General features: G+C 71.5%; 17 protein-coding genes. 8 read left to right on the top strand and 9 right to left on the bottom strand.

The features are described from left to right. The first annotated feature begins 95 nt into the window (after window positions 1-95). Entirely contained in the window at window positions 96-1,106 is a 1,011-nt protein-coding gene (locus tag OIC96_RS33795) for an LLM class F420-dependent oxidoreductase (RefSeq protein WP_330304223.1), read from the top strand. 7 nt (window positions 1,107-1,113) lie between these two features. Here OIC96_RS33795 and OIC96_RS33790 read toward each other — a convergent pair whose 3' ends face one another. The 4 genes from OIC96_RS33790 to OIC96_RS33775 form a co-directional block, all read right to left on the bottom strand. Continuing rightward, on the bottom strand, window positions 1,114-1,677 hold the full coding sequence (locus tag OIC96_RS33790) for a hypothetical protein (RefSeq protein WP_330304224.1): 564 nt from the start codon (window positions 1,675-1,677) through the stop codon (window positions 1,114-1,116). 204 nt (window positions 1,678-1,881) lie between these two features. Then, the gene (locus OIC96_RS33785) at window positions 1,882-2,952 is read right to left on the bottom strand and encodes a prenyltransferase (protein ID WP_330304225.1); all 1,071 of its coding nucleotides are present in this window, start codon (window positions 2,950-2,952) and stop codon (window positions 1,882-1,884) included. Further along, window positions 2,949-3,695, bottom strand: a complete 747-nt coding sequence (locus OIC96_RS33780; protein ID WP_327428321.1) for a class I SAM-dependent methyltransferase — start codon at window positions 3,693-3,695, stop codon at window positions 2,949-2,951. The genes OIC96_RS33785 and OIC96_RS33780 overlap by 4 nt, the downstream gene beginning before the upstream one ends. Next, complete coding sequence (locus OIC96_RS33775; protein ID WP_330304226.1) at window positions 3,689-5,158, bottom strand: glycosyltransferase family 4 protein; 1,470 nt, start codon at window positions 5,156-5,158, stop codon at window positions 3,689-3,691. The genes OIC96_RS33780 and OIC96_RS33775 overlap by 7 nt, the downstream gene beginning before the upstream one ends. 252 nt (window positions 5,159-5,410) lie before the next feature. On the opposite strand from OIC96_RS33775, the gene OIC96_RS33770 reads away from it, so the two are divergent. After that, the gene (locus OIC96_RS33770; protein WP_330304227.1) at window positions 5,411-6,088 is read left to right on the top strand and encodes a TetR family transcriptional regulator; all 678 of its coding nucleotides are present in this window, start codon (window positions 5,411-5,413) and stop codon (window positions 6,086-6,088) included. A 383-nt stretch (window positions 6,089-6,471) separates the two neighbouring features. Here the strand turns inward: OIC96_RS33770 and OIC96_RS33765 are convergent, their stop codons facing one another. Further along, window positions 6,472-6,705 (bottom strand): ferredoxin, encoded by a 234-nt coding sequence (locus OIC96_RS33765; protein WP_330304228.1) that lies wholly within the window; start codon window positions 6,703-6,705, stop codon window positions 6,472-6,474. A 2-nt stretch (window positions 6,706-6,707) separates the two neighbouring features. Beyond that, a complete protein-coding gene (locus OIC96_RS33760) occupies window positions 6,708-8,165 on the bottom strand; it encodes an aldehyde dehydrogenase (RefSeq protein ID WP_330304229.1) in 1,458 nt (485 codons plus the stop codon). Window positions 8,166-8,380: 215 nt separating this feature from the next. Between OIC96_RS33760 and OIC96_RS33755 the strand changes: the two genes are divergently transcribed. Then, window positions 8,381-9,421 (top strand): MBL fold metallo-hydrolase, encoded by a 1,041-nt coding sequence (locus OIC96_RS33755; protein WP_330304230.1) that lies wholly within the window; start codon window positions 8,381-8,383, stop codon window positions 9,419-9,421. Between the two features lie 42 nt (window positions 9,422-9,463). Beyond that, window positions 9,464-9,904 carry a nuclear transport factor 2 family protein gene (locus OIC96_RS33750; protein WP_330304231.1) on the top strand — a complete coding sequence of 147 codons (441 nt, stop codon included), beginning with the start codon at window positions 9,464-9,466 and terminating at the stop codon, window positions 9,902-9,904. Between the two features lie 63 nt (window positions 9,905-9,967). Here the strand turns inward: OIC96_RS33750 and OIC96_RS33745 are convergent, their stop codons facing one another. Then, entirely contained in the window at window positions 9,968-10,777 is an 810-nt protein-coding gene (locus OIC96_RS33745) for an SDR family NAD(P)-dependent oxidoreductase (RefSeq protein ID WP_330304232.1), read from the bottom strand. Between the two features lie 90 nt (window positions 10,778-10,867). Here OIC96_RS33745 and OIC96_RS33740 point away from each other — a divergent pair, with 90 nt between their 5' ends. Beyond that, entirely contained in the window at window positions 10,868-11,431 is a 564-nt protein-coding gene (locus tag OIC96_RS33740) for a TetR/AcrR family transcriptional regulator (protein WP_330304233.1), read from the top strand. Window positions 11,432-11,492: 61 nt separating this feature from the next. Here OIC96_RS33740 and OIC96_RS33735 read toward each other — a convergent pair whose 3' ends face one another. Beyond that, complete coding sequence (locus OIC96_RS33735; RefSeq protein WP_330304234.1) at window positions 11,493-13,565, bottom strand: ATP-binding protein; 2,073 nt, start codon at window positions 13,563-13,565, stop codon at window positions 11,493-11,495. A 186-nt stretch (window positions 13,566-13,751) separates the two neighbouring features. Here OIC96_RS33735 and OIC96_RS33730 point away from each other — a divergent pair, with 186 nt between their 5' ends. After that, the gene (locus tag OIC96_RS33730; protein ID WP_330304235.1) at window positions 13,752-14,939 is read left to right on the top strand and encodes a PP2C family protein-serine/threonine phosphatase; all 1,188 of its coding nucleotides are present in this window, start codon (window positions 13,752-13,754) and stop codon (window positions 14,937-14,939) included. A gap of 66 nt (window positions 14,940-15,005) precedes the next feature. Here the strand turns inward: OIC96_RS33730 and OIC96_RS33725 are convergent, their stop codons facing one another. After that, window positions 15,006-15,704, bottom strand: a complete 699-nt coding sequence (locus OIC96_RS33725) for a phosphotransferase family protein (protein ID WP_330304236.1) — start codon at window positions 15,702-15,704, stop codon at window positions 15,006-15,008. A 299-nt stretch (window positions 15,705-16,003) separates the two neighbouring features. Here OIC96_RS33725 and OIC96_RS33720 point away from each other — a divergent pair, with 299 nt between their 5' ends. Continuing rightward, window positions 16,004-17,254 carry a prenyltransferase/squalene oxidase repeat-containing protein gene (locus tag OIC96_RS33720; RefSeq protein ID WP_330304237.1) on the top strand — a complete coding sequence of 417 codons (1,251 nt, stop codon included), beginning with the start codon at window positions 16,004-16,006 and terminating at the stop codon, window positions 17,252-17,254. 44 nt (window positions 17,255-17,298) lie between these two features. Next, entirely contained in the window at window positions 17,299-17,940 is a 642-nt protein-coding gene (locus OIC96_RS33715) for an SCO2322 family protein (RefSeq protein ID WP_406502254.1), read from the top strand. Window positions 17,941-17,956 lie beyond the last annotated feature (16 nt).

The following is a 17,956-nucleotide window of genomic DNA, read 5'->3' as shown; positions in this document are numbered from 1 at the left end:
CCCTTCCGGGCGGGGGGCCGTTGTCGTACAGTCGCAACCCGTTCCCGTCGGCACGCGGGCTGATGGTTCGTCAGGCGACTGGCTCTGGAGGCGATATGCGGCTCGGTCTCGCACTCGGCTACTGGGGTCGCGGCCCCTCGGCGGACCATGTGCCGCTCGCCCTGGAGGCGGAGCGGCTCGGTTACCACTCCGTGTGGACCGCCGAGTCCTGGGGCTCCGACGCCTTCACCCCGCTCACCTGGATCGCCGCGCAGACGTCCCGCATCCAACTCGGCACGGCCATCGCGCAGATGGCCGCCCGCTCCCCCACCACCACCGCGATGCACGCGCTCACGCTCGACCACCTCTCCGGCGGGCGCATGATGCTCGGGCTCGGCCTGTCGGGGCCACAGGTCGTCGAGGGCTGGTACGGACGCCCGTTCCCGAAGTCGCCGCTGACCGCGACACGGGAGTACGTCGATGTCGTACGCCAAGTCCTCAGGCGTGAGGCCCCCGTTGAACTGGACGGGCGTTTCCACTCCCATCCCTACCGGGGCGCCGACGGCACGGGCCTCGGCAAGGCGCTGAAGCCGATCACCCACCCCCTGCGCGCCGAACTGCCCGTCCTGCTGGGCGCCGAGGGTCCGAAGAACATCGCGCAGACCACCCGGATCGCGGACGGCTGGCTGCCGCTGTACTGGTCGCCGACGCGCCCCCAGGCGTACGAGGCATCGCTGACCGACCTGCCCGAAGGCTTCCTCGTGGCCCCCATGGCCCGCGCGCACGTCTGCGACGACGTCGCCGAAGGGCTGCTGCCCGTCAAGGCCATGCTCGGCTTCTACATCGGCGGGATGGGGCACGCCGCGCGCAACTTCCACGCCGATCTGATGGCGCGCATGGGCTTCGAGGAGGAGGCGCGCAGGATTCAGCGGCTGTTCCTGGAGGGGCGCCGCGAGGAGGCGGTCCTCGCCGTCCCGGACGCCTTCGCGGACGAGATCTCCCTCGTCGGCCCGCGCGAACGCATCGCCGAGCGGCTGGAGTTGTGGCGCAAGGGCCCGGTGACCGACCTGCTGGTCCTGTCACCGGACCCGCACACGCTACGGGTGCTGGCGGACCTCAACACATAGCCGGGGCTCAGCCGCCCGAGAGCTGGGAGGCCGACGGCACCTGGTCCTTGACCTCGGCGCCCGCGCTCTTACCGGCTTCCTTCACCTGGTTGATGATGTCCTCGAAGGAACCGGCGGCCGAGCCATCGCCCTTGCGCAGCTTGGACGGCAGGTCCTTGAGGGCGTCGATGCCCGCCGTGAGCGGGGCGATGGCCTTGGAGAGCAGGGGGTCGCCCTGGGCGTTCTTCACGGCCGCCTTGAGCCGGTTGTACGCGAAGGCACCCGCGAGCCCCGCCTTGACCAGCGCGAAGGTACGGCCCTTCGCGCCCTTCTTGAACTTGCCGGCCTTCCAGGGCTTCACGATCCACTGGTAGGTGGCGCCGGCCGCGAGCCCCGCGTTCGCCACGAAGCGGGTCTTGGCGAACTTCTGTTTCTCCGCGGAGCTGGTCGGGGTCGGGGTCTGACTCGCGGCCGCCGGCGCCACGGCCACGGTGTCCTGAGAGGTGCCGCCACCGCCGCATGCGGTGGCGCCGGCGAGCAGGGCGCAGCTGAGGGTGAGCGCCACGATCAGGCGCCGTATCGGTACGGGCACGGGGTCCTCCGGGAAGGGAACGGTTCTCCCGGCAGCGTCACCCGGCCCCCGCGACTGCGCCACCCGAGCGAACCCGTTCGGGTTCCCGGCCGGTCCCGTTCCTGGGGGCTGCGCCCCTTTTAGGGGCGCGGGGAACTGCGCAATCTTTTGCACCAGCCCCCACCCACCCGCACCCTCCACACAACCCCACGGCCCCTCGGCGAGCTACCCGCAGCAGTCCGGGTCCAAGCCCCGCGGCAGCCGCTCGCCCCCGAACACCGCGCAGGTGGCCTCGTCGCCGCCCAGCGCGGCCACCGCCAGGAGGAGGGAGCCCGCGGTCCAGGAGGTGAGCTCCTCGGGCCAGATCGCCCGGTCCTCGAAGACGAAACCCGTCCAGTACAGGCCGGTCTCCGGGTCACGCAGATGCTGGATGGACTGGAGGATCTCCAGGGCGCGGTCGGACTCGCCCACCACCCAGAGGGCGAGGGCCAGTTCGGCCGATTCGCCGCCGGTCACCCACGGGTTGGGGACCACGCAGCGGACACCGACCCCGGGAACCACGAAACGGTCCCAGCCCTCCTCGATACGGGACTTGGCCTCGGCGCCCGTCAGCGCGCCGCCGAGCACCGGGTAGTACCAGTCCATCGAGTAGCGGTCCTTGTCGAGGAACCGCTCGGGGTGCCTGCGGATCGCGTGCCGCAGCGCGCCCACCGCCAACTCCCAGTCGGGCTGCGCCTCTTCCCGCTGATCGGCGATGGCCAGCGCACAGCGCAGCGCGTGATGGATCGACGAACTCCCGGTCAGCAGCGCGTCGTTGACCGCCGTGCCGTCGTCCTCGCGCTTCCAGCCGATCTGCCCGCCCGGCTGCTGGAGCCGCAGCACGAACTCCACGGCCGCGTAGACGGCCGGCCACATCCGGTCCAGGAACGTGTCGTCGCCCGTGGCCAGGTAGTGGTGCCAGACGCCCACCGCCAGGTACGCGCAGAAGTTGGTCTCACGGCCGCGGTCGGTGACGTCGTCGTGGGCCCCGTCCTGGTACGCCGCGTACCAGGAGCCGTCCCCGTTCTGGTGCCGCGCCAGCCACTCGTACGCCCGCTCGGCGGCCTCGTGCTCCCCCGCCGCGTCCAGCGCCATCGCCGCCTCGGTGTGGTCCCACGGGTCGAGGTGGTGACCGCGGAACCACGGTATGGCGCCGTCCGGCCGCTGCACCCCGAGGATCCCGCGCACCGTGGCGGCGGCCTCCTCGGCGGTGAGGACCCCGGGCAGGACGAGGTGCTCTGTCCGGGGCGTGGTCACGAAGCGTCCACCGCGGCGGTGTCGACGGGCAGGTGCGGCTTGGTCGCGTACGCCACGAAGCTCTTGCCCATCAGCGGGTTCAGTGCCTGCTCGGCGACCCGCGTGGCCAGCGGTTTCTTCATGATGTCCCAGACCAGGAGCTTGTGGTACGCCCGCACGGGCAGCGCCTTGTCGTTGTCGACGCCGAACGCGCACTTCAGCCACCAGTACGGGGAGTGCAGCGCGTGCGCGTGGTGGGTGCCGTACGGCTTGAGCCCGGCTTCCCTGATCTTGCCCAGCAGCTCGTCCGCCTTGTAGATGCGGATGTGGCCGCCCTCGACCTCGTGGTACGCGTCGGACAGCGTCCAGCAGACCTTCTCCGGGCCGTAGCGCGGGACGGTGATCGCGATGCGGCCGCCCGGCTTCAGCACCCGGACCATCTCCGCGAGGACACCCTTGTCGTCCGGGATGTGCTCCATGACCTCGGAGATGATCACGACGTCGAAGGACTCGTCGGGGAAGGGCAGCGCGAGGGCGTCGCCCTCCATGGCCGTCGCGGTGGCCCCGGCGGGCGCCTCGCCCGCCTCCTTCATCGCCGCGAACCACTTGGCGACCTCGCGGATCTCCTCGGCGTTCTGGTCAAGGGCGACGACCTGCGCTCCCCGCCGATAGCACTCGAACGCGTGCCGGCCGGCACCGCAGCCGAGGTCCAGGACGCGGTCGCCCGGGGCGAGCGGGAACCGGGAGAAGTCGACGGTCAGCACGTGGCCCTGCTTTCGCGGTTGGCTACAACTACTTCTTCAGCAACGTCTTTGACGGGTTCGCCGGGGGCGACATCGCTGTGGGCGGCCGCGGAGCGGTCGGGAGTCGGGGGCGCGGAGCGGCTGGGGCCCGGCGCGGAGCGGTGGGGGGGCGTGCGCTCGGAGAGGGCCATCGCCTCGCGGTAGTGGGCCACCGTGCCCTGGGCGGCTCGGGCCCAGGTGAAGCGGTCCAGTACGCGGGCGCGGCCGGCGATGCCGAGTCGGGTCCGCAGCTGCGGGTCGCCCAGGAGTCGGCTCAGGGCGGCGGCCAGGGCGCCGGAGTCGCCGGGGGGTACCGCGAGGCAGGTCTCGCCGTCGGGTCCGGCGACCTCCGGGATCGCTCCGCCGGTGGTGGCCACCAGGGGCGTACCGGTGGCCATGGCCTCGGCGGCGGGGAGGGAGAACCCCTCGTACAGGGAGGGCACGCAGGCGACTTCGGCGGAGCGGACGAGGTCGACGAGTTCGGCGTCCGAGATGCCCTTGACGAACTCGACGGCGCCTTCGAGGCCGTACCGCTCGATGGCCTGCGCGACGGGCCCGTCCTCGGCGCGCTTGCCGACGACGACGAGGTGGGCGCCGGGGTGCTCGGTGCGCACCTTCGCGAGCGCCTCGACGAGGAAGACGAGCCCCTTGAGCGGGACGTCCGCGCTGGAGGTCGTCACGATGCGGCCCGGCACCTGCCGTACCGCCGGATCCGGCGAGAAAAGGTCGGTGTCCGCGCCGATGTGGACGACGTGGATACGGTCCTGGGCCACTCCCAGGTGGTCGACGATCTCCTGGCGTGAGGTGCCGGAGACGGTGAGCACGGACGGCAGGCGGCGCGCGACGCGCTTCTGCATGCGGGTGAAGGCGTACCAGCGGCGTACGGACGCGCGGCGCTTCCAGCCCTCGGCGGCGTCCAACTCCAGTTGCCGGTCGACGGTGATGGGGTGGTGGATGGTGGTGACGAGCGGCGCGCCCACGTTGCCCAGCAGGCCGTAGCCGAGGGTCTGGTTGTCGTGGACGACGTCGAAGTCGCCGCGCCGGGCGCGCAGATGGCGGCGGGCGCGCAGCGAGAAGGTCAGCGGCTCGGGGAAGCCGCCGGTCCACATCGTGCCGACCTCGAGCGCGTCGATCCAGTCGCGGTACTCGTCCCGCTGGGGGGTGCGAAAGGGGTCGGGCTGGCGGTACAGGTCGAGGCTGGGCAGTTCGGTGAGGGAGAGACCTTCGAGGTCCTCGCCCTCGTCGAGCACGGGGTAGGGCTGGGAGCCGATGACCTCGACGCCGTGGCCGAGCCGGGCGAGCTCGCGCGAGAGGTGCCGTACGTACACGCCCTGACCGCCGCAGAACGGGTTTCCCTTGTACGTCAGGAGCGCGATGCGCAGGGGCCGGTCGCCGTCGGCGGCCACACCCTTCCCGGGGCCCGCCTCCATGGCCTCAGCGGTCACTTACGGCCCCCTTCTCCCTGCACTTTCCCGCGAGATTACGCCGGGACGCTAATCTAGAACAAGTTTCAGACTTGATCGTTCAAGGAGCACTGAATCTACCGGCAGGTAGCGCTGCTGTGAGCGGTGGATCAGGTGATTCACGCCACGACGGAACGCCAACCGGAGTGACTGGGTCCGATGATTCGCGCGACGGCGCGAAGCCCTGCCATGCTGACTCCTCGCTCCCTCTCGCTGATGTCACGGAACGGACCCATGCCTGCGGAAGCCAAGGCGGACTCGAAGAACGCGCGACCGGCGTCGCAACCGACCCCGCGACCGGTGTCGCACGCCCCCACGCACCCCGCCTCTCCCCCGCTCACCGAGCGGCAGGAAGCGCGCCGCCGCCGGATCCTGCACGCGAGCGCGCAACTGGCCAGCCGGGGCGGCTTCGACGCGGTACAGATGCGCGAGGTCGCGGAGTCCTCGCAGGTCGCCCTGGGCACGCTCTACCGCTACTTCCCCTCGAAGGTCCATCTGCTGGTCGCCACGATGCAGGACCAGTTGGAGCACATGCACGGAACCCTGCGCAAGAAGCCGCCTGCCGGGGACACCGCGGCGGAGCGGGTGGCGGAGACCCTGATGCGGGCGTTCCGCGCCCTGCAGCGCGAGCCGCACCTCGCCGACGCCATGGTCCGCGCGCTCACCTTCGCGGACCGCAGCGTCAGCCCCGAGGTCGACCAGGTCTCCCGGCAGACCACGGTGATCATCCTGGACGCGATGGGTCTCGACGACCCCACCCCCGCCCAGCTCTCCGCCGTCCGCGTCATCGAGCACACCTGGCACTCGGCCCTGATCACCTGGCTCTCCGGCCGTGCCTCCATCGCCCAGGTCAAGATCGACATCGAGACGGTCTGCCGTCTGATCGATCTGACGACCCCGGACGAGCAGTAGGCCGGTCGAGCAGGAGCCGGACGAGCGGGAGCCGGACGAACAGGAGCCGGACGAACAGGAGCGACGAGCAGGAAGAGTGCCCGGGCTGGGCCGGCAGGGCCTGGCGCGGGCACGCGAAAACCTACGAGACGGGTTCCCTTCGCCGGTATTGTCCGGATCAGGTGCTAGGGGTCGCCTTCCGGCCCAACCGCTGCCTTCCAGCCTCTCAGCTCGACCGTCGACGTCGGCCCCAGCGGATGCTGATCCTGCTGGTACTGCTGCGTCTCGCCAAAGTCGGCTACTCCGGTCGAACTCCCTCACTCGCCCCGTAGGCCCTACCAGAATAGAACGCCCAGAGCAATATAGAACCCCCCAAAGGGGACTTTTTTCGAAATCGCCCGACCTCAGTCCTCCGGCGGGAACACCGGCTCCCCACTCCCCAGCAGCGTGATCATGATGGCCTCCACCGGGCACCCCTCTGCCGCCCCCAGGATCTTCTCGTTGGCGTCGGTCTCCGGGTCGACCGGATGGGACTGCATGCCGGGGTCGAGGCGGAAGGCGTCGGGGGCCTGGTGGACGCACTGGGCGGAGCCGATGCAGACGGAGCGGTCGACCTCGATCTGCCAGCGGTCACCCATCCTCACGCCTCCCAGCCGGCCGGCAGATGGATCATCTTGTGCTCCAGGAACTCGCCGTAGCCCTCGGGGCCGAACTCCCGCCCCAGACCCGAGTTCTTGTAGCCGCCGAAGGGGCCGAGCATGTCGAGGCTGAAGGTGTTGACGGAGTAGGTGCCGGTACGGACCTGGCGGGCGATGTCGATGCCATGGGCGACGTCCGCCGTCCAGACGCTGCCGCTCAGCCCGTACTCCGAGTCGTTCGCGATCTTCACGGCCTCGCTCTCGTCGCCGTACGGGAGCAGACAGATCACCGGGCCGAAGATCTCCTCGCGCGCGATCCGCATGGAGTTGTCGACGTCTCCGAAGAGGGTCGGCTCGACGTACCAGCCGCGATCGAGGCCCGGCGGACGGCCGCCGCCGGTGAGGATCTTGGCGCCTTCCTCCTGGCCGATGCGGATGTAGTCGAGGTTGCGCTGCTGCTGGCGCTTCGCGACCAGCGGGCCCACCTGGGTCGCCGGGTCGAGCGGGTCGCCGACCACCAGCGCGCTCGCCGCCGCGGCGAAGGCGTCCGCGAACTCGTCGTAGCGCGAGCGCGGCAGCAGGATGCGGGTCTGTGCGACACACGCCTGGCCGTTGTTCATCCAGGCCGCCGAGACGATGCCGGGGACGGACGTGGCGATGTCCGCGTCCGGCAGGACGACCGCCGCCGACTTGCCGCCCAGCTCCAGCGTCACCCGGGTGAGGTTGCGGGAGGCGACCTCCATCACCCGCCTGCCCGCCGCGACCGAGCCGGTGAAGGAGACCTTGTCGATGTCCGGGTGTCCGACCAGGTACTCGCTGACCTCGCGGTCCGCCGGGAGGATCGACAGCACACCTTCGGGAAGCCCGGCCTCCTTCGCGATCTCCCCGAGCAGATACGCGTCCAGGGGCGACTCGGGCGACGGCTTCAGTACGACCGTGCAGCCGGTCAGCAGCGCGGGCGCGAGCTTGGCCGCCGCCACGAACTGCGGAACGTTCCACGGCACCACGGCCGCCACCACACCCACCGGCTCGCGGCGGACGAGGATCCTGCCGAGGACTCCGTCGCGCGTCTCCTCGTAGGTGTAGCCGCGGGCGACCGTGATCGCCGCGTCCCACACCATCATCGCGCCGAGGGCCTGCGCGAGGACGCTCCAGGAGTACGGGGAGCCGTTCTCGGAGGAGATGACGCGGGCGATCTCCTCATGCCGGACGGCGATCCCGTCCTTGATCCTGGTGACGACCTCGATCCGCTCGTCGAGGCTCATGCGCGGCCAGGGGCCCTCGTCGAACGCCTTGCGCGCGGCGGCGACCGCCCGGTCGACGTCGGCCGTGGAGGCGTGCGGCACCCGCCCGATGACCTCTTCCGTGTGCGGCGAGACCACCTCGATGACGTCCTTGCCCAGGGGGTCCGTCAACTCCCCGCCTATGAACAGCTGTCCGTGTTCCACGAGCTCGGTCATGGCCGACTGCCTCCCGGGGACGCTCCGCGCCGCGATCTCTGACGCTTCTGACGCTTCATCAGATACGAGAACTGATACCAGTTCCAGTCAGCGGAGTCCACGGGTCGAACCTCCCCACCAAACAGTCGACTTGGGCACCCATTGGAATCTGTTCTAGTTATAGTGGCCGGACAGTGACCGGACAGTGCCCGGAACACGGCGATTGGTGGGAGCCCATGACGCAGGTGACCGATCACGGCGGGGGCGTACGGTCGATCAGGGTCCCCATCCCGGACAACCCCCTCGGCAACACGCTGGTGTACGTCGTCGACACCGACCGCGGCCCCGTACTGATCGACACGGGCTGGGACGACCCCACCTCCTGGGACACCCTCGTCGAGGGCCTCACCGGCTGCGGCACCTCCGTCGCGGAGATCCACGGTGTGGTCATCACCCACCACCACCCCGATCACCACGGCCTGTCGGGCCAGGTCCGCGAGGCGTCCGGGGCCTGGATCGCGATGCACGCGGCGGACACCGCGATCGTCCGGCGGACGCGCGAGAACCGCCCCGAGCGCTGGTTCGCCTACATGGCGGCCAAGCTGGCGGCCTCAGGCGCGCCCGAGGAACACGTGGCCCCGCTGCGCGAGGCCCGCACGTCCGTACGCCGTCCCAGCACCCTCCCCGGCTTCTCCCCCGCGCTCCCCGACCGCGAGATCGTCCCCGGCGAACTCCTCGCCCTGCCCGGCCGCCGCCTGCGCGCGATCTGGACCCCCGGCCACACACCCGGCCATGTCTGCCTCCACCTGGAGGAGGACCATCCCGCCCGGCTCCCGGGCCACGGCCGCCTGTTCTCCGGCGACCACCTCCTGCCGAGGATCACCCCGCACATCGGCCTCTACGAGGATCCGGACGACGCCACCATCGCCGATCCCCTCGGCGACTACCTCGACTCCCTGGAGCGCGTCGGCCGCCTCGACCCCGCCGAGGTACTGCCGGCCCACCAGCACGCGTTCGCCGACGCCCCGTCCCGCGTACGGGAGTTGCTCGCCCACCACGAGGAACGCCTCACCGGCCTGCTGGCCCTCATCTCCACCCCGCTCACCCCCTGGCAGCTCGCCGAGCGCATGGAGTGGAACCGCCCCTGGGACCAAATCCCGTACGGCTCAAGGAACATCGCGGTCTCGGAGGCGGAGGCCCATGTGCGCCGGCTGGTGAAGCTGGGGCGGGCGGAGGCGGTGACGGGGAGCGATCCGGTGACGTACGTGGCCGTTTAATGCGCTGGCCGCACCGGGTGCTCCGCTGATAGCAAGGGCGTCATGGATGACCTCGAACAACTCCTCGCCGAGCGCGCCTGTGAACGGCTCGTCCTCGACTTCGTCCGCCGGCTCGACCTCGGTGAGCCCGGCACGGTCGCCGAACTGTTCACCGAGGACGGCACCTGGGAGTGGCCGGAGGGCGAGCGGGTCGTGAAGGGGCGCGAGGCGCTGCGGGACTACTTCGGCGGGCGCCCCGCGGACCGGCTCTCGCGCCGCGTGATGACCAACGTCCTCGTCACCCTGGACTCACCGACGACGGCCACCGCCACCTCGTACTTCACGACCTACCGCGTCGACGGTCACACCGGCGGCATGGTCCCGGCCGGGCCTCCCGTCCAGGTCGGGCACTACGAGGACACCTTCCGCAAGGCCGGCGACGCCTGGCTGCTCGCCTCGCGCACCCTGTTCCTGCCGTTCGGCGGGCCGACGCCCCGCCAGTGACCGGGAGTTTGTTCCGCTCCCGGACGGTCACCCCCGAGCGACACTTCGTGCCGCCCCTCACCGTCAGTCGGTGCCGGCCGTGACCGACTCCCAGCGGGCGTACTCGTCCATCAGCTCGGCGAAGCGGCCCCGCACCATCTCCAGGCCGGCGGTGGCCACCGCGAGGTGAAGCGGGGGCTCGTCGATGCCCGTGATGCCGGCGACGGCCGCCATGGACTTGACGAGGTCGCCCCGCACCGCCTCCTTGTCGAATTCGACCATGGCGGCGTAGGAGGGCGCGTAGTCGGGGATGGACGTGGCGGGGAGCTTCGCGCTGGTCCCGAAGCTGGTGTTGTAACCCGCGGGCTCGACCAGGGTGACGTGGATGCCCAGCGGGCCGACCTCCTTGGCCAGTCCCTCGGTCAGGTTCTGCACGGCGCTCTTCGAGGCGCAGTACACGGCCATCGTGGGCAGGCTGACGTGGCCACCCATGGAGCCGATGTTGATGACGTGGCCGGAGCCACGTTCCCGCATGTGCGGGAGCACTGCCTGGATCACCTGGACAAGGCCCACCACGTTGGTCTCGAACTGGTCGCGCAGCTGGCCGGGGCTGATTTCCTCGACCGCGCCGACCTGTCCGTAGCCGGCGGCGTTGACGAGGGCGTCGATGGCGCCGAAGCGGTCGATCGCCTCCTTGACGGCCTGCTCGATGCCGGCGATGTCGGTGACGTCGAGGCGCGTGACCAGGACGTTGGCGAGGTCGGCGAAGGCTGGGTTGGCCTTGGTCGTGTCACGCATGGTGGCCACGACGTTCCAGCCGCGCTGGGCGTACTCGAAGGTGAGTGCCTCGCCCATGCCGGTCGAGGCGCCTGTGATCAGAACGGTCTTGCTCATGATGCCCTCTCTCGTGGCGTGGTTCTTCACCCAGCCACTAAACAGAATCTACAAAACATGTATAGCACGCCCACTCGGTATGGTGTGTATATGGCAGCGACCCGTGGGGACACCCAACGCCGTGAGCAGGTACTTGCGGCGGCACTGACCGTTTTCGCTACGTTCGGTTACCGCAAGACATCGATGGACGCGGTGGCTCAGGCGGCGGACATCTCCCGTCCGGGCCTGTACTTCCTCTTCTCCGGCAAGGCGGAGCTGTTCCGCGAGACCATGCGGCAGGCGTTGGACGAAGCCCTGGGCGATGTCCGCACGGCGCTGGCCGTGTCCGACGCGGACCTCAACGCGCGTCTGGTGGCCGCGCTCGACGCCAATCTGGGCCGATACGTGGGCACGCACATCAACGAGGGCGTCGACGACCTGCTGGAGCACGGCACAGCGCAGCTCCAGAGCATGTACGACGACTACCGGGCCGCCTTCCTCGACGCGCTCACGGAGGCCGTCGCCACCTCCGGCCGGCCCACCGGAAGCGTCACACCGCGGCAGATCGCCGAGGTCCTGAACGCCGCCGCCGAGGGGTGGAAGCACCGCGTCGCCGACCGTCCGGCATTCGTCGACAAGCTCACCATGGCCGTCGACGTCGCATTGCGCCCCTAGGTCCTGTCGTCAAGCGCCACGCCCCGTGGCCGCGCACGGCCGGCGGGCTGGAGATGGCCCGTCAGCGGCCGTGCGCCGCGTAGTCCAGCCCCTCCCCGTACGGCATGGTGCGACCCTCCCCGTACGCCTTCTCGTACGCCGCGTCGCCGATCTCCTCGCGGACGCGGACTTCGTGGCGGCGGCGGGTGGCGATGAGGTCGGGTGAGTCCATCTGGGCGCGTCCGGTGAGTGCCCAGACGCTCTCGCCGATGCCGAGCAGACGGGCCGCGCGGTGGCCGTCCCCGGCCGCGACGACCCCGGCCGCGAGGACGTCGAGGGCCATGGCGGCACCGACGGTGTTGTGCAGCAGGCCGTGCCCGGCCAGGGCGGTACGGGCGTTGCCGACCGCCGCGCCGATGTCGCCGCGGGCCAGGTCCGCCTGGGCCACGATTCCGTCGGCGAAGGCGCCCGCCCACGACTCGCCGCACGCCACACTGGCCTCGCGCACCTCCTCGGCCACCACGCGTGCCCGCTCGTGGTCGCCCCGCAGCATGTGGGTGAAGGCGAGCGCCACACGGACCTGGAGCTGGGCGGCCCCGAGCCCGTCCGGCCGGATGGGCAGCCGGGGGGTGGCGGACAGCACGTCGATCGCCTCGGACAGCTTGCCGCTCAGGGCCAGTTGACCGCCGGTGAGGTACGCGGCGGCCACCACCGCCACCGGATCGCCCTGCTCCCGCGCCGCGTCGGCGCAGCGCACCGCCCAGTCCGCGGCGACCTCCAGATCGCCCTGGAGCAGTGCCACCGCGCCACGCGTCCACAGGGCGCGGGTGCGGTCGGGGCCCGGCACCGGATCGGTGGCGAGCGCCTGGTCGAGGCAGTGCTGGGCGTCGCGCAGATAACCGCAGTGCCGCCAGAGGAAGCCGATGTCGGCCGCCATCTCCAGAGCGACGCGTCCGTCGGGTTCGGTGAGCGCGCAGTCCACGGCGGCGCGAAGGTTGGCGTGTTCGGTGAGGGTGCGCTCGCACCACGCGACCTGCCGTCCGGTGTTCCACTCGGCGCAGCCCTCGCGGGCCAGCCGCCGGTAGTGGTCGCGGTGGCGCAGCCGTACGGCGTGTTCCTCGCCGAGTGCGCGCAGCCAGTCGGCGCCGAACTCCCGCACGGTGTCGAGGAGTCGGTAGCGCACCGGATCGCTTCGGTGGCGCCGCACGATCGACTGCTCGACGAGCCGGGCGAGCAGTCCGGCGATCCGCCCGGCGGGCAGCGGGCCGCCCGCGCAGACCTCCTCGGCGGCGCACACGCAGAAGCCGCCCGCGAACACCGAGAGGCGGGCCCACAGCAGCCGTTCCAGCGGTGCGCACAGTTCGTGGCTCCAGCCGATGGCCGTCCGCAGTGTCTGGTGGCGCGGCGGTCCCTCGCCTTCGCGCGCGGCGAGCAGGTCGAGCCGGGACGGCAGGCGTTCGCCGAGGCGGCCGTGCAGCTGGGCCAGCGAGAGCTCGGCGAGCCGGACGGCGGCGAGTTCGATGGCGAGCGGGATGCCGTCGAGGCGGCGGCAGACGGCCTCCACCGTGCCGCGGTTGGTGTCGTCGAGCGTGAATCCGGTGTCGGCGGCCCGGTCGGCGAACAGGGCCACCGCGTCGTCGGCGACCGGCAGCGGGTCCAGGCACAGCACGCGTTCGCCCGGCAGGCCGAGCTGCTCCCGGCTGGTGACGAGGATGCGCAGCCCCGGCAGGACCGGCAGCAGCGCCTCGGCCAAGGCCACACAGTCCGCGAGGACGTGCTCGCAGGAGTCGAGGATCAGCAACAGCCGCTTGCCCTTGGCCCATTCGACGACCACCTCAGTGACCGGACCCGTCGACTGGTCCGCGAGCCGCAGTGCCTCGACGACGGCCAGGCCGACCAGGCCGGCGGTGTGCAGCGGGGAGAGCTCCACCAGCCACACGCCATCGGGGTACGCGTCCCGGACCCGGCCCGCGGCCCGCAGGGCGAGCCGGGTCTTGCCGACCCCACCGACCCCGACGAGACTCACCAGCCGGTCGATCCCGACCCCGGGATCCAACTCCTCGTCCAGCCAGCCGAGTTCGTTCCGCCGCCCGACGAAGCTTCGTGTCTCTGGGGGCAGATTGCCGGGCCGTCCAGCGGTCGTCTTGTCGGACACACCGACCAGTCTGACCGGATCACCCTTCCGAGTTGCCCGCTCCGGCAACTCGGACAGAAAGGCCGCAGCACCCCGTCACTTCCGGGCACCTTTCGACGAGATGCGATCAACTCCCTGTTGGTGACGGTGGGGAGGGTGATATTCGGAGATTGTCGGGTGATGGGCGAGAGGGAGCAGGGGGAACGGATGGCCGCCAGGGGCGGAGGCGGTGGGAGCGACCCGCCGGCGGGCAGCCGTGGGAACGACCTGATCGCGAGCAGCCGCGGGGACGGTCTGACCGCGGGCAGCCGCGGGGGCGGTCTGACCGCGGGTGTCGGGAGGCAGGTGCGGTGGCCGGTGCCGGTGCTGGTGCTGGTGCCGCTGGTGGCCTGTCTGGCGATCGCCGTGCCGGATCTGCTCTTCGAGCGGGTGCCGCCGCTCATCATCCTGCTGCTCATCGGCCCGTTGCTGGCCTGCGTCAGGCTGGGCGTCCGGCACACCGTCCTGGTCTGCTGCTGGTCCGCGGTACTGGGCCTCGCGATGGGGCTCAGTGACGGCACCGTGCGGACCTTCGCGTTCGGCGTTCACTGGAGTGGGCTGCTGCTGGGCTGCGCGCTCACCGTGTACGCGGCCCGGCAGCGCGAGCGGCTCGTCGCGGCACTCGCCCAGGCCCGCGAGGTCGCCCGGATCACCCAGGAGGCGATCCTGCGGCCCATCTCCCGCACCCTGGGCGGCACTCAGGTGTCCACCCGCTATCACTGCGCCGCCCGCGAGTCGACGGTCGGCGGAGACCTGTACGACGTGGCGGTGACACCGTACGGGCTGCGCGTGCTCGTCGGCGATGTACGCGGTCACGGCCTCGACGCCCTCCGGCTGACCGCCGACACCATCGCCGGCTTCCGCGAACTCGCCTACACCGCACCCGACTTGCCGACCCTCACCGGCAGGCTCGACGCCCGCCTCACCCCGGAGCTGGGCCCCGAGGACTTCGTCACCGCCGTGCTCGCCGAGTTCGCGCCCGGCGAGGTCCGGCTGGTCAACTGCGGCCACCCGGCACCGCTGCGCTCCGGCCACCGCATCGAACTCCTCGAACCCCTGGTCCCCACACCCCCGTTGGGACTGCACCCCGTCCCGCGCCAGTACCGCGTACGACTCCAGCCCGGCGACCGGCTCCTCCTCTACACCGACGGCCTGACCGAGGCCCGCGACCCGGAGGGCGCCCCCTTCCCCCTCCTCGGCGAGGCCGCGCTCGCCCTGCGCGAACCCCTCCCCGACGAGGCCCTGCACGCCCTGTACACCCGCCTGATCAACCACACCGGCACAGCACTCGCCGACGACCTCGCCCTGGTGCTCTGCCAGCCGGTGGAGACGACCGTGCCAGTACGCGTGCCATGAAGCACAGCTCCGCTCTGCTCCGCCCCTGCGCCGTGAAGCCGATGCAGCCGATGCAGCCGATGCAGCCTAGGAGTGCAGCAGCGTACGGATCAGTTCCTCGGCGTCGCCCAGGAGTTGGACCTCGCGCACGCTCATGGTCGGATTGACGGCGCGCCGGGCCCTCGCCTCCGCCAGCCCGTCCTCCGTCATGTACGCCGCGTTTCCGTCGAGCATCGCGGCGAGCGTCTCGTGCGCCACCTCCGCGTGGGGCTCGTCGCCGACGGCCACCTGGGCGAGGATCACGGCGGACGTGCCCCAGTCCAGGCCGGGCGGGCCCTCCTCGGCGTTGGCCCAGTCGATGACCTTCGGGCCGTCCGGGGTGAGCATCACGTTGTCGGGGTGCAGGTCCAGGTGCAGGACACGGACGGCGGGGTCGGCCGAGACCCGGGCGGGCACGGCGTGCAGGGTGCGCAGCAGCCGGGCGAGGGTGAGGCCGGCCTCCTCGGCGGAGAACAGTCCCGCGCCGAACGCCTCCAGCATGGTCGGCCCGGACAGCCGCTCCATCACCAGGTCGGTCCGGGTCGCCGCCCGCACGCCCGGCACCGGATAGCCGTGCCCTCGTAGGTGTTCCATGACCGCGGCCTCGGCGGTGGCGTCGCCCCATCCTTCGCGGTCCCGGCGCAGGACCCACGCCTCGTCGATCTCGTAGACGTCCGCGGAACGCCCCGAGCCGAGCAGTTTCCCCGTACGTCCCGCTCCCCGCCCTGTTCCCCGCCCTGTTCGCATGGGCCGAACCTAGCCGTACGCCCACCCGGCCTCACAGGCGGCTCTCAAGTGCTTCCCTACGGGCCGGTAGAGTGAGCGCGTCGTCATCACACCCGTACGGGGGGAAGCCGGTGCAAATCCGGCGCTGACCCGCAACCGTGAATCACCCGCCAGGTGGTGAGCCGGATCGCCTCGCCCGGGACGTGACCGGCTCGTGCCGTCGGCAGCCCGCCGACGGCCGGCACCGTCGAGGTATACGGAGCCGGAGCCGCTCGGGCCAAGTCCGCGCCCGGTGCTGCCCGGCTCCCCAGGGGAGAGTCATGATTGTTCGCCGCAGCGCCGCGGTACTGGCCGCCACCGCCGTGATCGGCACGGCCTTCGCACCGGCCGCCCTCGCGGCGGACTCGTCCCCGTCCCCCTCCGCGTCCCAGGCGATCCCGTCGGGCCTGTACGGCTCCACCGACCCCACCTACGACGGTGTCTGGCGGCAGTCGCTCGCGCTGCTCGCCCAGGACACCGTGGGTGTCGAGCCCGCGGCGAAGGCCGTCGACTGGCTGACCGGGCAGCAGTGCGCGAGCGGGGCGTTCGCGCCGTACCGCGCCGACGCGACCGCGAAGTGCGACGCCAAGACGATGGTCGACACGAACAACACGGCCGCCGCCGTGCAGGCCCTGGCCGCGCTCGGCGGGCACGACACCGAGACGGGCAAGGCCGTGGCCTGGCTGAAGTCCGTGCAGAACAAGGACGGCGGCTGGGGGTACGTCGCGGGCGGGGCCAGCGACGCCAACTCGACGTCCGTGGTGATCGGCGCGCTCGCGGCGGCCGGGGAGAAGCCCGCGGACGTCTCCCAGGGCGGCAAGTCGCCGTACGACGCACTCGTGACGCTGTCCATCGCGTGCGCGGGCGAGGGCAGCGGCGGCGGGTTCGCGTTCCAGCCCGACAAGAAGGGCAAGCTGGCGGCGAACGCGGACGCCACGGCGGCCGCGGTCCTCGGCTCCCTCGGCAAGGGGTTCGTGACGACGGCCGGGAAGACCACGACGTCCGGTTACGTGTGCGGCGCCACGGAGAAGCTCACGCCGGCGGAGGCTGCCCGCAACGGCGCCTCCTACCTCTCCAACGCCCTGAACGACACCCCGTACCTGAAGTCGGCGATGCCCGGCGCCAAGGACCAGCCCGACTACGGCAACACCGCCGACGCGGTCGTCGCGCTCGCCGCCGACGGCTGGACCAAGGACACCCAGAAGCCCCTCGCCTGGCTGGAGAAGAACTACGGCGCCTGGGCGGCGAAGGCCGGACCGGCCGCGTACGCCCAGCTGATCTTCGCCGCCCACGCCACCGGCACCGACCCGCGCGACTTCGGCGGCGCGGACCTCGTCAAGCAGCTCGGAGCGACCGGTCCGGCGACGGACGCGTCCGACCACTCGGCCGCCGCGAGCGACGAGAAGAAGGACGAGAAGAAGAAGGACGACCACAAGGGGCTCGGCGTCTGGTGGATCGTCGGCGTCGGTCTCGTCGCGGGCATCGGCATCGGCTTCCTGATCAGCGGCCGCAACAAGAAGCAGCAGCTGTGACGCGCCGTCGGACGCCCGCGCCGCCCCTGGCCCTGAGCCGTGCCCTGCGCCTTGCCCTGCCCCTGAGTCTTGCCCTGACCCTGCTGCTCCTCATACTCGGCGGGGCGGGGCAGGCCCAGGCGGTCGGCTACCGCTACTGGTCCTTCTGGGACCTGACCGGCGGGAAGTGGACGTACGCCACCCAGGGCCCGTCCACCGCGCGGCCGTCCGACGGCGACGTCCAGGGTTTCCGCTTCGCGATCAGCGAGGACTCCCAGCACGCCGTACAGCCGCGCGGAAACCGGGACTTCGCCTCGATCTGCGCCAAGACGCCCGCCCAGCAGGGCAAGAAGCGCGTGGCCCTGGTCATCGACTTCGGTACGCCCGCGGACGCACCGTCCGGCGAAACCCCGCCCACCCCGCGCACGGCCTGCGCGAGCCTCCCCTCGGACGCGACCACCGCCGAAGCCCTGGCCTCGGTCGCGGGGCCCCTCCGCTACGACACCAACGCCCTCCTGTGCGCCATTGCGGGCTACCCCCAGACAGGCTGCGGCGACCAGGTGACCAAGCCGACGAACACCACCGCCCACCCCCACCGGACCAAGCCGGCCCACCACGGCCCCTCAGTAGGCCTGCTGGCAGGTGCAGCGGCGGTAGCCCTCCTGGGCGCCGCAGCAATCTGGCAGGCCCGCCGCAACCGGGGCTGAGACGGGGGTGAACCCA

Origin of the sequence: Streptomyces sp. NBC_00775 (assembly GCF_036347135.1) — a bacterium.
GTDB lineage: Bacteria > Actinomycetota > Actinomycetes > Streptomycetales > Streptomycetaceae > Streptomyces > Streptomyces lutosisoli.
The sequence above is the reverse complement of the archived record's forward strand: the minus strand, read 5'-3'. Positions and strand labels throughout refer to the sequence as shown.